Origin of the sequence: Flavobacterium collinsii, assembly GCF_902804485.1 — a bacterium.
Taxonomy (GTDB): domain Bacteria; phylum Bacteroidota; class Bacteroidia; order Flavobacteriales; family Flavobacteriaceae; genus Flavobacterium; species Flavobacterium collinsii.
Genome location: NZ_CADCST010000080.1, coordinates 1 through 12,913, shown reverse-complemented (window position 1 = coordinate 12,913; position 12,913 = coordinate 1). Strand labels below are relative to the sequence as shown.

General features: G+C 34.7%; 11 protein-coding genes. 8 read left to right on the top strand and 3 right to left on the bottom strand.

The window, feature by feature from the left end:
* Positions 1-73 precede the first annotated feature (73 nt).
* Entirely contained in the window at positions 74-1,840 is a 1,767-nt protein-coding gene (locus FLA105534_RS10480) for a hypothetical protein (RefSeq protein WP_173966075.1), read from the top strand.
* Between the two features lie 74 nt (positions 1,841-1,914).
* Positions 1,915-2,454, top strand: a complete 540-nt coding sequence (locus tag FLA105534_RS10475; RefSeq protein ID WP_173966074.1) for a DUF1697 domain-containing protein — start codon at positions 1,915-1,917, stop codon at positions 2,452-2,454.
* A 72-nt stretch (positions 2,455-2,526) separates the two neighbouring features.
* Here FLA105534_RS10475 and FLA105534_RS10470 read toward each other — a convergent pair whose 3' ends face one another.
* Both FLA105534_RS10470 and FLA105534_RS10465 read right to left on the bottom strand, forming a co-directional pair.
* The gene (locus tag FLA105534_RS10470; protein ID WP_173966073.1) at positions 2,527-3,030 is read right to left on the bottom strand and encodes a hypothetical protein; all 504 of its coding nucleotides are present in this window, start codon (positions 3,028-3,030) and stop codon (positions 2,527-2,529) included.
* 9 nt (positions 3,031-3,039) lie between these two features.
* Complete coding sequence (locus tag FLA105534_RS10465) at positions 3,040-3,873, bottom strand: Dph6-related ATP pyrophosphatase (protein ID WP_173966072.1); 834 nt, start codon at positions 3,871-3,873, stop codon at positions 3,040-3,042.
* Between FLA105534_RS10465 and FLA105534_RS10460 the strand changes: the two genes are divergently transcribed.
* Positions 3,872-5,944, top strand: coding sequence for a M1 family metallopeptidase (locus tag FLA105534_RS10460; RefSeq protein WP_173966071.1), 2,073 nt, complete (start codon positions 3,872-3,874; stop codon positions 5,942-5,944). The genes FLA105534_RS10465 and FLA105534_RS10460 overlap by 2 nt on opposite strands.
* 105 nt (positions 5,945-6,049) lie before the next feature.
* Positions 6,050-6,949, top strand: a complete 900-nt coding sequence (locus FLA105534_RS10455) for a patatin-like phospholipase family protein (protein ID WP_173966070.1) — start codon at positions 6,050-6,052, stop codon at positions 6,947-6,949.
* A 187-nt stretch (positions 6,950-7,136) separates the two neighbouring features.
* Here FLA105534_RS10455 and FLA105534_RS10450 read toward each other — a convergent pair whose 3' ends face one another.
* Entirely contained in the window at positions 7,137-7,658 is a 522-nt protein-coding gene (locus tag FLA105534_RS10450) for a DUF7935 family protein (protein WP_173966069.1), read from the bottom strand.
* A 124-nt stretch (positions 7,659-7,782) separates the two neighbouring features.
* Here FLA105534_RS10450 and FLA105534_RS10445 point away from each other — a divergent pair, with 124 nt between their 5' ends.
* The 4 genes from FLA105534_RS10445 to FLA105534_RS10430 all read left to right on the top strand — a co-directional run.
* Positions 7,783-8,550 carry a sulfite exporter TauE/SafE family protein gene (locus tag FLA105534_RS10445; protein ID WP_173966068.1) on the top strand — a complete coding sequence of 256 codons (768 nt, stop codon included), beginning with the start codon at positions 7,783-7,785 and terminating at the stop codon, positions 8,548-8,550.
* A 270-nt stretch (positions 8,551-8,820) separates the two neighbouring features.
* On the top strand, positions 8,821-11,157 hold the full coding sequence (locus FLA105534_RS10440; RefSeq protein WP_173966067.1) for an ATP-dependent helicase: 2,337 nt from the start codon (positions 8,821-8,823) through the stop codon (positions 11,155-11,157).
* A gap of 82 nt (positions 11,158-11,239) precedes the next feature.
* Entirely contained in the window at positions 11,240-11,860 is a 621-nt protein-coding gene (locus tag FLA105534_RS10435) for an L-threonylcarbamoyladenylate synthase (protein WP_173966066.1), read from the top strand.
* A 70-nt stretch (positions 11,861-11,930) separates the two neighbouring features.
* Positions 11,931-12,913 (top strand): carboxypeptidase-like regulatory domain-containing protein (locus FLA105534_RS10430; RefSeq protein WP_173966065.1); only part of this gene is annotated, 983 nt, incomplete at its 3' end.

The window sequence follows — 12,913 nt, the reverse complement described above, 5'->3', positions numbered from 1 at the left end:
GTCGGTTTGCTATTTTGAAAAACAAAGATAATAATTAGATTTGTTAAGATGTTTAAGACAATTAGCCCTTACTATGACTAACGAAGAAAAAGTTCCTTTTGAAACCATGACCTTTGCAGGTGTTGCATTCAAAGTGATCAATCGACACGGAGCACATACTATTATTGGAGATCTTACTGATTTTAATAATCAGAAAATATACAACGTTTTTGAAGACAGTTGGCGTTTTCCAGACTACGAAGAAAATTCGATATTTCTGCTAGCAGAAGAAGATGTAGAAATGGATTCGTTTGAGATGGATTATTGTACAGAAGAACATCCGGATGTTTTTATACTTGGATTTATTTTCAAAGGAAATCTAACCGTTGGTAAATGTATAAGCTCTTATGATACTGACAACTCACCAGCCTTAATCGTTTTGGGAGAAACCACTACTATAAATATTACATTGTTTGGAAGTGTTCATTATTTGGGTGGTGGCTTAAAATGTGATTCGCTTATAGGAGAATACAACCACGGAGAGCTCTTTGTTAAAGGCGATGTTACAGCGTGGCTGATCTACAGTGATGATATGTGGATGCATTTTGAGCGTTTTACCAATGTTCAGGCAATTATTAATATAAGTAGACCTGATGTATTAATTTGCAGTAATCTAACTACAGATGACGGATCAATTATAACAGTAGAAAATTATCTGCCATCAACGCATAAACTAAGCGATATTGTAAACGATTCTTTTATAGAGCAGACCCAATATGGCACAGCGATTTTAGGAAATAATTATTATGAAGAAGTCTTTAAAAAAGGGCTATCCATTATTGATTATGGCAAAACCGAAAAGTATCTGTACAGCGATTTCCGAAATCAATTTGTAAATTTAATTGAAGTTTTATCTGAAAAAGAAGAATTTAAAAACGATGAAAGGCTTTATCGTCACATTGACGGTACCACGTATTTGTTTATTTCTTTTGATTACGAAGGAATGAAATACAGTCAAATTTTAGAAGAAATTGAAAACGGTTTTAATATCAGAATGCGTGGTTTGTGGTGCCATGATACAGAGGAAATTACACTCCTTTTGGAATATCTTGATGAAGATAGAGATCCAAAATACCAATGGATGAACGACGAAACTGCGGTTGGAATTGAATTTTATGGTATAAAACGTGCGGTCCTAAAAGCTTTTGAAGTGCTTATGGAAGAACCTGTTGAAGGAGAAGAAAGCGACGAAACCGAATATGCTGAATACGACAGTAGTTTTTCATTAGAAGAATACTCAGCTCAGTTTGGTAATTATATTTTACCTGCAGATTTAGTGAAATTATATAAATTCGAGCAGGAATATGGCGTAGAAAGCTATTCAGAATGTTTTGGTTTAACGATAACAGAAGACAAAACCGGTATAAAAACATGGTCGGAAGAAGAAGAATTTTACAACAGCTTTATTGAATTTGCAGGGGCAAACGGATCGGGAAGTTCGTACGCGTACTGGCTTATAGACAATGATTTAAATAAGTGTCCCATAGTTGTCTTTGGTGACGAAGGCGGAATTCATGTGGTAGCAGAAAGCACTCGTGAATTAATACATCTGTTAACTTTTGATACCGAAATTTCAGTTGATTTTGATTCGGCTTATTTTTATAAGGATGAAGAATATTATGAAGAAAGTGAAAATAAGGAAGTGTTTGAGGAATGGGTCAAAAAAGAATTTAATCTTAACGTGATAACATCAAACGAAGAAACGGATGAAATTGTAAACCAGGCTAAAGAGAAATATAAAACACAATTAAATGATTTTTTAATTCGGTTTGGTATCGAAGTAGGCGAAGAGAATGAATAGTTGAAATAGCTATAAATCTGGCAAAGGAGCAGAAAAGAATCGAAATCTTTATCTTTGAAAAAAAAATAAAAAGAATGATAACACATTTAGCACTTTTACGCGGTATTAATGTTTCCGGTCACAACATGATGAAAATGGAGGCTTTGAAAGCGATGTTAGAAAATATCGGCTTTCAAAACGTACGTACCTATCTACAGTCCGGTAATGTATTTGTTGATACAGAAGAAGAAAGCGCTTCTAAAGTAGGTTTCATGATCAAACAGGAAATCTTTAAGGTTTTTGGGCACGAAGTTCCTGTGGTTGTAATTACTAAAAAAGATTTAGAATTGTGTTTTGAAAACAACCCGTTTTTGAAAGAAAAAGATATTGATACCAAAAAGCTCTATGTAGCTTTTGTTTCAGTTGCCTTAAAAAACGAAAACATAAATGATCTTAAAATTAGCCAGTTCAAACCGGATGAAGCAAGTATCGACGGAAATAAAATTTTTATTAAATATGCCGTTGGAGCAGGGAAAACGAGATTCGATCAAAAATATATAGAGAAAAAACTAAATGTAACTGCTACAATTAGAAACTGGAACACCGTTACTAATTTGCTGAACATGTATTCTTAATTAGTCAATGAGATAATGTGCCAATGAAGTAATTTTCAAATTGACTAATTGCCACATTATCTAATTATCTCATTAACTTCGGAGCCATTTTAGCATTGTTGGAAACGAGGGTTTCCCCTCATCAAGAGCACGATCATTACCTAAAGTAAGTCCGATCCATTCGAGAAAAGGCAATCCGATGTAATTTTTAGCCTTAAAACTGGAAATCAGCCACTCGGAATCATTCTTATAACCGTTAGGATGGAATACCAGTTCTAGCGGTAATTCTAAATGAGTACATGCGGCAAATGACCATAAAATAGCAGCCATTTCTTCGGCTTCAGTGGGCCAGTTCGAAGCTATTTTATCGGTACCCACAATTTGTCTGTCAGCAGGAGAGGTAACCGCCATATGTCCGGCTTCGTGTAAAATATCACCTGGGTATAATAATTTGCTGTAATCAATAAAGATACAATTGGGACCCAAATCCAAACCAGGCAGAAAAGTGTCATTCAGTTCTTTTTCAATTACATCTATCCCAATTTCATCAAGAAAAGATAAAATTTTCTTTACTTCTGAATTTTCTTTCGTGAACATAATCTCGTTTTAAATCAAATCGCAATACCAAAATCCATAATCAAAAGCATCGCTGGAACTGGTGTCACAAGCCGTATTTGAGGACTCTTGAGTTTTAGGTTTTTCATACTTGCGGTAAACAATTTCACCAATTTCAAAATGTACAGGCTCTGAGAAGATTGGGCCATCGAAAGTAAAAGTATGAAACTCGCCGTTTTCACCACAGACGTCAACATTTTCAGGTAAATCCTTGATGAAATCGGCATCGATAATTCGGCCCACAAAACTTTTGTCTAAATAGCGTTCGTTAACACAAACAACAATCGTTTTAAAACCCAGAGAAATGAACTCCTGTATTAAATCACGTGTAGGGATCTTCCAAAGAGGAAAAACACCTTCAAACCCAATCTTTTCCAATTGACTTTCGCGATACTTTCGCAAATCTTCCAGAAAAATATCCCCGAAAACAGAATGTGTGATTTCCCGATTTTTTAGTTCCGTCAGAGTTTCAGTCATAACACTTTCATAAGCTTCCATGGTAGGCATCTCAGGAATCTGCATAACCTTCAATGGTAAACCAAGACTTTTGGCCTGCGCTTCGAGGAGTTCAACACGAACACCGTGCATAGAAATACGCTGGTACTTTTGATTAACGCTTGTTAGTAAACATTCAATTGTGAAGTCAGGATTTTTTAGAATTTTATACAAAGCAAGAGCAGAATCTTTTCCGCTGCTCCAGTTAAATAAGGCTTTTTTAGATGTTGACACGTTGCTGTAATTTTGTGTCGTAAACTTACAAATTTCATTCGATTTGTTGATCAAACCTTTGTAACTTTGGAATTTCGCCTTCAATTTTGTCTCCATGAAATACATTCTTCTGTTTTTTACCACTTTTACTTTCGCACAGCAAACACAATTTGTTGATTTTAAAACCGTTTCAGGAAAATTATCTTTAAATGCTGTAGAAAAATCAGTTTCCGGAACAGTTGATTATCAGTTTGAAGTACTTAAACCAATTGATACGATTAAAATTGATGCGAAAAACATGGAATTTTCTCATGTTCAAATCGACAACAAAGAAGCTGTTTTTGTAAACACGGGAAAAGAACTGCAAATTATTGGTAATTTTCAGAAAGGAGAAAATCATCTAACTTTTCAATACACCGCCAAACCGAAACAGGCTTTGTATTTTGTAAATATGGATCATTCTGAAGTGCAAATCTGGACACAGGGACAAGGAAGATACACTAGTAACTGGTTTCCAAGTTTTGATGACGTGAACGAGAAAATCGTATTCAGCTTAGGAATAACCTATGATACCGCTTATCAGGTAGTTTCAAATGGTATTCTAAATAATAAAACATTAACAGATACGCAGACCTATTGGCAGTACAAGATGGAAAAGCCAATGAGTTCCTATCTCTTAATGCTTGCGATAGGGAAGTATGACAAGAAAGAGTTCCGCGCAAAATCTAAGATTCCGTTAGAATATTATTTAGAAAACAAAGACGCGAATCGTTTTGAACCGACCTATCGTTATTCGAAGCGTATTTTTGATTTTATGGAGAAAGAAATAGGCGTTAAATATCCTTGGGAAGTTTATAGAGAAATTCCGGTTCGTGATTTTTTATATGCCGGAATGGAGAATACAACTTCAACGCTTTTTGCTACACGGTATGTAGTAGATTCAATAGGTTTTGAAGATAGAAGTTATACAAATGTAGACGCTCATGAATTGGCACATCACTGGTTTGGTGATTTAATTACAGCTGAAAGTAGTACGCACCATTGGCTTCAGGAGGGGTTTGCTACTTATTTTGCGGTTTTGGCTGAAAGAGAAATTTACGGTGACGATTTTTTCTATTCCAAATTATACGATACAGCACAACAGATTAAGTTTGCTTCCAGAACGGATTCAATTCCGGTTTTGAACGCAAAAGCAAGTTCGTTGACTTTTTACGAGAAAGGGGCTTGGGCGCTGTTTGTATTGCATGAGTCCATAGGTGATAAAGCATTTAAAAAAGCGATAAAAAGTTATTTAAAGAAATATGCCTATCAAACCGTAACCACACAAAATTTCTTTGACGAGATTAAAAAAGTAGCTGATTTTGATCTTGATAAATTTCAGAAAACCTGGTTGGAATCGACCGTTTTTGATACACCAACTGCCAATACTTTATTGAGTAAAAATAAATCGATTCAGGTTCGTTTGGAGGTAGATAAATTAAAAAAGACAGCTTTAACGGAGAAAGAAGAATTTTTAAGTAAAACTTTAAAATCGGACGTTTATTACACTGTAAAAGAAGCTATTGTAAATCAGTTAGAAAACGAAAAGTACGAAGCTAAAAAAGCACTCTTATTACTTGCCATGCAAACTAATGATATTCAGGTTCGACAAGCAGTTGCCGGTAGTTTAAGTAAAATTCCGGAAGATTTCAGAACGGAATACGAAACGTTACTCGATGATAAATCTTATCAGACACAGGAAATTGCTTTGTATTGGCTGTGGAGGAATTTTCCGGAGCACCGTACCAGATACTTAAATAAAACAATGAACTGGATTGGTTTTAATGACTATAATCTAAGAACATTGTGGCTTTCGTTAGCACTGTCAACACCAAATTACACAGAAAACTCCGAAACTCTAATTAATGAACTGATTGCTTTTTCTTCTACAAAATACGAAGCAACAACGAGACAAAATGCTCTTGAAAAACTTGTTGCTTTTAAGATTATCAACGATTCCGTTTTAAGTAATTTAGTTTCGGCAACCACACATCATATGTGGCAATTTTCAAAGTTTGGAAGAGATACAATTCGGCTTTTATTAAAAAATCCGGACATGCGTGCTTCGTTTGAAAGAATTTTGATTAATTTAAACCCCGATGAACAGTTTCAACTGAAGCGTTTATTGGCCGAGGAAGTAAAGAAATAGCATTAGATTATTAGTAGAAAAGATAAGAAAACAGAGTAATGAGAGAAGTGCAAATAGTAATTACAAACACTTCTAACTCATAACATCAAACGCACAATTTAAAATATGAGAGCATTGGTTATTTCTGGCGGAGGAAGTAAAGGCGCATTTGCCGGTGGTGTAGCGCAATATCTGATCGAAGAAAAGAGTCATGAATATGATTTGTTTATAGGAACTTCGACCGGTAGTTTACTGATACCCCATTTAGCATTAGGGCATATTAAAAAAATTCACTCTGTTTATACCAATGTTACCATGGCCAGTATTTTTAATATATGTCCTTTTGTGGTTAAAAATAAAGATGGAGTAGATATTGTTACCATCAATCATTTTAATGTGTTGCGTCAGTTCTTTAGAGGCAAGAGAACCTTTGGTGAAAGTAAAGGATTAAAGCGATATATTAAGAATAATTTTTCGATCTCCGACTTTAATAAACTCAAAAAGCTGGATAGCGATGTTGTTATAACAGTAACTAATTTTACCAAGAACGAAGCCGAATATAAATCTGTAAAAGATTGTACATACGAGGAGTTTTGTGAATGGTCCTGGATTTCCAGTAACTATGTGCCTTTTATGAGTTTGGTAGAGAAAAATAACTACGAATATGGCGATGGCGGTTTTGCAAGCTTAGTTCCCATTCGTGAAGCCATTAACCGCGGAGCAACTGAAATTGACGTTATCATTCTGGAAACTGAGGTCAATATGGACAAGACGGTTATTGGTAAAAATCCATTCTCCCTAATGATTGATTTGTTTCGAATTGCCTTAGATCAGGTTGAAAAGCACGATATCGCTATTGGAAAACTGCTTGCAAACAATAAAAACGTAAAGCTTAACCTTTACTATACCCCAACAAAACTAACAGATAACGCTCTTATTTTTAATCAGGAAGTCATGAAAGAATGGTGGGAACAAGGTTATGAATATGCTCAGAATAAGTCTGAAGTCATGAGCGATAATAGATAGTTTAGACTGACTTAGACTTGTTAGATTTTCAGACTGGCTTAGACTTTTTTGGATTGTGAGATTACTCGATTGTAGGATTGTAAAAAAAAAATAATTCGATTCTTAAGTCTAAAGATCTAAGAATCGAATGATCCAACTACCTAACAATCTAAGAAGTCTAAGTCAGTCTAACTAAGTCTAAGCTAGTCTAAAAAAGATCCGCTACTTCATTTTTTATGTATGCCAAAGCAGCATTACTTGGTGATTGTTTTTCCAGTAAGTCATTTAAAATTACTTCACGTAACTTGTCTGCACTGTCAACACGGTCACTCATAGCGGCCTTTCGAATAATTTGTATGGTTGAATTTTTGGCTGTTGTAATAATCGTCCAGCATTCATCCGACATATAAATTTGTTGCGTTAGATTATGCTCAAATTCCTGTTCTATCTGATCGATTAAGAAGTTTTCGTAATCATGTTTTTCGTTTGAAATAGGCGCAATTCGGATTAGTAATTTGGTTAGATTGATACGCTCTAAATACAGAGTCATGCGCTCATAAGCCTGTAATCGTATTGGTAATGATTCTTTATGAGCTTCTTTATTTAATAAAAAATTGCGTTTTTTATCAAAGTTTTTAATGTGCAATTCAAAAAAACTGTAAGCAACAAATCCGGTAACAACAGCAGGTAGAGTGTAACTGGCTAATTCTATAATTTTTGTAAAATCCATTGGGTTTAAATTTTAAGCAAAAATATACTTTTTGAGGAGAAATCCACTTTAAAATTATTGTAATAGACAATCTGGAAGTTTACTTTTGTGCAGCGTACTTAAAAACAGTTCAAATACAATCATAATGGAAAACTACATCATAATTTTACTTTGTTTAGCAGCTTTTGCAGCAGGATTTATAGACGCGATAGTAGGTGGCGGCGGATTAATTCAAACCCCAATGGGACTGATTCTGTTACCCAATTTACCCGTTTCTACCGTGATAGGTACCTTAAAATTGCCTGCTTTTACAGGAACTGCATTTGCGGCCTTTCAGTATCTCAAAAAAGTGGTGATTCAGTGGAAGCTTCTTTTAATTATGATGTGTTTGGCCGTCCCATCGGCATTTCTGGGGTCGACCTTACTAACTTATGTAAGCAATGATTTTATGAAGCCACTTTTGTTGGTGGTTTTGTCACTGTTGCTGATTTACACCTATGCCAAGAAAAACTTTGGACAACATGAAGCTAAAGATCATTCTTTTGGAACACAAATCCTGTATGCAGTTGTAATTAGTATAATCGTTGGTTTTTATGATGGCTTTATTGGTCCTGGTACCGGAAGTTTTTTTGTCGTAGCTTTTATTGCTTTGATGGGATTTGACTTTTTACATGCTTCCGCAAATGCAAAAATGGTGAATCTGGCAACCAACTTTGGCTCAATCTGTTTGTTTGCAATTAAAGGGAAAATCATTTGGACAATAGCTATTCCAATGGCAGTAAGCAACGGACTAGGGGGATGGCTTGGGGCAAAACTCGCCATAAATAAAGGCAATGGTTTTATTCGTGTGTTCTTCTTAATTGTTGTAATCGGTACTTTAATTAGATTTTCGTACGATGTGTTTTATAAGTAGTCAGGTTCTAAGGGACTAAGGCGCTAAGTTTTTTTATTAATTTATTCACAACTTTATCTTTATAGAATCGTTTCATTAGTCATTAAATTTCATATACAATACAAACTAATTTATCTACTTATAAAGTTAAGATCTTTAAATCTCAACTAATTATATCTTCATTGTCCGACCTCAAAAAGAATAAAAAACTTAGCAGCTTAGAACCTTAGTATCTTAGTAGCTTATTAAAGGTATAATTATTATTTTTGCATCATTATGGAGAAAAATTTCATGCAAAAGTACATTGACCAGCTCAATGAAGCACAAAGACAGCCGGTTTTAAAGAAAGACGGGCCAATGATTATTATTGCTGGTGCAGGTTCAGGAAAAACTCGTGTTTTAACCATTAGAATTGCTTATTTGATGGCTCAGGGGATTGATGCCTTCAATATTTTATCACTAACTTTTACCAACAAAGCGGCTCGCGAAATGAAACACAGGATTTCAGATATCGTAGGAGCCAGCGAAGCTAAGAATCTTTGGATGGGAACTTTTCACTCGATTTTTGCGCGTATTCTTCGTGCGGAATCGGATCATTTAGGTTATCCTTCAAATTTTACGATTTATGATTCTCAGGATTCCGCCAGATTGATTTCTTCTATTATAAAAGAAATGCAGCTGGATCGCGATATCTATAAACCAAAGCAGATTTTAGGCCGTATTTCGAACTACAAAAACAGTTTGATTACAGTAAAAGCCTATTTTAATAACCCTGAATTAGTCGAAGCCGATGCAATGGCTAAAAGACCACGTTTAGGTGAGATTTATCAGCAGTATGTAGAGCGCTGTTTTAAAGCAGGAGCTATGGATTTTGATGATTTATTATTGAAAACCAATGAGCTATTGACTCGTTTTCCAGAAGTTTTAGCGAAGTATCAAAACCGTTTCCGTTATATTTTGGTTGATGAGTACCAAGACACTAACCATTCTCAATATTTGATTGTAAGAGCGTTATCGGATAAATTTCAGAATATTTGCGTGGTTGGAGACGATGCGCAGAGTATTTATGCCTTCCGTGGAGCGAATATCAATAATATTTTGAACTTCCAGAAGGATTATGAAGGCGTAATAATGTTCCGTTTGGAGCAAAATTATCGTTCTACCCGAAACATAGTGGAAGCCGCAAATACCGTAATGGAACACAATAAGACCAAACTGGATAAAGTAGTTTGGACAGCAAATGATTTTGGGGCAAAAATAAAAGTCCACAGAAGTTTAACTGATGCCGAAGAAGGGCGTTTTGTTGCCAGTACCATTTTTGAACAAAAAATGCAAAACCAGTTGCATAACGGCTCATTTGCCATTCTATATCGTACGAATGCACAGTCACGTGCGATGGAGGATGCGTTAAGAAAGCGTGATATTCCATACAGAATTTATGGAGGATTATCTTTCTACCAACGTAAAGAAATTAAAGATGTATTGTGTTACTTGCGTCTGGTAATCAATCCAAAAGACGAAGAGGCTTTGATTCGTGTTATCAATTATCCTGCTCGTGGAATTGGAGATACAACCGTTGAAAAACTTACAATTGCTGCCAATCATTACAAACGTTCGATCTGGGAAGTAATGGTGAATATTGACAAAATCGACTTGAAATTAAACACAGGTACAAAGAATAAAATAAAAGACTTTGTTACCATGATTCAGAGTTTTCAGGTAATCGATCAGAATCAGGACGCTTTTTATATTACAGATTATGTAGCTAAAAAAACGGGACTTGTTCAGGAATTGAAGAAAGATGCCACACCGGAAGGAATGGCTAAGATTCAGAACATTGAAGAGCTTTTGAACGGTCTAAAAGATTTTACCGAAGGACAAAAAGAGATTGATGGTGCAAGGGGAGCTCTATCTGAATTTATGGAAGACGTTGCACTGGCTACAGACTTAGACAAAGATACTTCTGACGAAGATCGTGTAGCATTGATGACCATTCACCTGGCAAAAGGACTTGAATTCCCACATGTTTTTGTCGTGGGAATGGAAGAGGATCTGTTTCCAAGTGCCATGAGTATGAGTACCCGTAGTGAATTAGAGGAAGAACGTCGTTTATTTTACGTAGCTTTAACACGTGCAGAACATCAGGCGTATTTGACTTACGCACAGTCACGTTACCGTTGGGGTAAACTAACAGATAGTGAACCATCCCGCTTTATTGAAGAAATTGACGGTCAATATCTGGAGTATTTAACACCGGCAGAAACCAACTATCGTTACAAATCACCAATTGATGGCGATATTTTTGGAGATATCGATAAATCAAAACTACGTCTGGCAAAGCCAGTCGGAAGTACTCCGCCTAAGCATGTTACAGGCAATGATCCGAAATCGGACTTGAATATTCGAAAATTAAAGCCCGTTGTAGGAACCAACCCAAATAGTGGTGCTCCAAATTTGTTTGATAACAAATTGACAATTGGAAATGTAGTGATGCATGAACGTTTTGGAAAAGGCGAGGTAGTGAATTTGGAAGGTGTTGGCGCCGATAAAAAAGCTGAAATAAAATTTGAGGTAGGCGGAATAAAGAAATTATTGTTAAGATTCGCTAAATTAGATGTTGTGGGATAATCAATGTTTCAAGTTTTAAGTTTCAAGTTGCTATTCGGTAACCTGAAACCTGAAACTAATTAAACTTTTAACAAAAAATAAAATGGCTGAGTTCATAAAAATATACCCTGACAAACCCAGTGAAGCTGCAATAGCCAAAGTGGTAAAAGTACTTCAAAACGGAGGTTTGGTAATTTACCCAACCGATACTGTTTATGGTTTAGGTTGTGATATTACTAATTCACGTGCTTTGGAGAAAATTGCAAAAATAAAAGGTGTTAAGCTGGAGAAAGCAAATTTTTCATTCATCTGTCATGACTTAAGCAATCTATCCGATTATGTACGCCAGATCGATACGTCAACTTTTAAAATTCTAAAAAGAGCATTACCGGGACCATACACTTTTATTCTACCGGGAAATAATAACCTGCCTAAAGAGTTTAAAAAGAAAACAACTGTTGGTATTCGTGTACCCGATAATAATATTATTCTTGAAATTGTTCGTCAATTAGGAAATCCTGTTGTATCAACTTCTATTCGTGATGAAGATGATGTAATTGAATATACGACTGATCCGGAATTGATTTTTGAAAAATGGCAAAATCTGGTAGACCTGGTTATTGATGGCGGATATGGTGACAATGTAGGTTCAACAATTATAGACCTGTCAGAGCATGAACCGATAGTCGTGAGAGAAGGAAAAGGAGATGTTGATATTTTGTAAAAAGAATAATATTTTTTTTGTATTATAAATATAATAGTGTTAATTAGTGGTGAATATTTATAATTAAACTATGAAAAAACTAATTTTTCTCTATTTTCTTTTTTGTTCTCTAAATTCCTTTAGCCAAAGGATGAATGGTAAAGTTTCTGATAAAGAAAACACACCACTACCAGGAGCTTTAATCTACTTAGACGGAACGACAATTTCAACAATTTCTGATGGCAATGGAAATTTTACCTTAGAGTATGATCCAAAAGCTAATAACATTCTAGTAATAAGCTTTCTAGGATACGAAAATGAATATATTGCGGGTTCTGATTTTCAAAAGAATCTTAATATACACTTGAATTTTGCCAAAAACTCGCTTAAAGAAGTTGTGGTGAACAGAAAAGATATGTTTAGAAGGGATCAGAAGTTAAAAATATTCAGAGAGTATTTTATTGGAAAAACAGTAAACAGTAAAAAAGTTGTAATTCAAAATGAAGATGATATTTATTTTAAATATGATAAAGAAAAATTTGTTTTAAAAGCTTTTTCCGATAAGCCATTAATAATCATAAATCCTTCATTGGGTTACAAAATCAGCTATGAATTGCAAAACTTCGAAGTTACGTTTAGTAAACGAAGTGTATTATCGAGCGATGTAGTCAAAAACTTTTACTCTGGTTTGAGTCATTTTGAAGAAATAGCCAATTCGGATCTAATTTTGACAAAGAGGGAAGAAGCATTTAAAGGTTCTCTAATTAATTTTTTTAGAAATTTATCCAATGGCACATGGAGCAAAGATGAATTTTTATTATCTAAAAATAGTGATACGGTTATTTCCGATAATTGTTTCAAAATATCCAAAGAAGAATTCTCTACAAAGGTAGAAGTAGTAAAGCAAGCCCAACAGCAAGATAAAGAGATTATTGCATCATACGATGTTTTATTTAAAAACAAAGAAGAATCAAGTGTTATTTTTGAGACAAATACTTTTTATGTTTATAAATATGGAAATATCTCTAACATATCAGATATTGTTTTCTTAGGTCAAATTGCAAAAGAAAGAGT

Bases quoted from the DNA above. Each gene is read 5' to 3' on its own strand.
- FLA105534_RS10475 (WP_173966074.1), top strand. From the start codon at position 1,915: ATGATAACACATTTAGCACTTTTACGCGGTATTAATGTTTCCGGTCAC.
- FLA105534_RS10435 (WP_173966066.1), top strand. From the start codon at position 11,240: ATGGCTGAGTTCATAAAAATATACCCTGACAAACCCAGTGAAGCTGCA.
- FLA105534_RS10480 (WP_173966075.1), top strand. From the start codon at position 74: ATGACTAACGAAGAAAAAGTTCCTTTTGAAACCATGACCTTTGCAGGT.
- FLA105534_RS10450 (WP_173966069.1), bottom strand. From the start codon at position 7,658: ATGGATTTTACAAAAATTATAGAATTAGCCAGTTACACTCTACCTGCT.
- FLA105534_RS10470 (WP_173966073.1), bottom strand. From the start codon at position 3,030: ATGTTCACGAAAGAAAATTCAGAAGTAAAGAAAATTTTATCTTTTCTT.
- FLA105534_RS10455 (WP_173966070.1), top strand. From the start codon at position 6,050: ATGAGAGCATTGGTTATTTCTGGCGGAGGAAGTAAAGGCGCATTTGCC.
- FLA105534_RS10440 (WP_173966067.1), top strand. From the start codon at position 8,821: ATGCAAAAGTACATTGACCAGCTCAATGAAGCACAAAGACAGCCGGTT.
- FLA105534_RS10445 (WP_173966068.1), top strand. From the start codon at position 7,783: ATGGAAAACTACATCATAATTTTACTTTGTTTAGCAGCTTTTGCAGCA.
- FLA105534_RS10465 (WP_173966072.1), bottom strand. From the start codon at position 3,873: ATGGAGACAAAATTGAAGGCGAAATTCCAAAGTTACAAAGGTTTGATC.
- FLA105534_RS10460 (WP_173966071.1), top strand. From the start codon at position 3,872: ATGAAATACATTCTTCTGTTTTTTACCACTTTTACTTTCGCACAGCAA.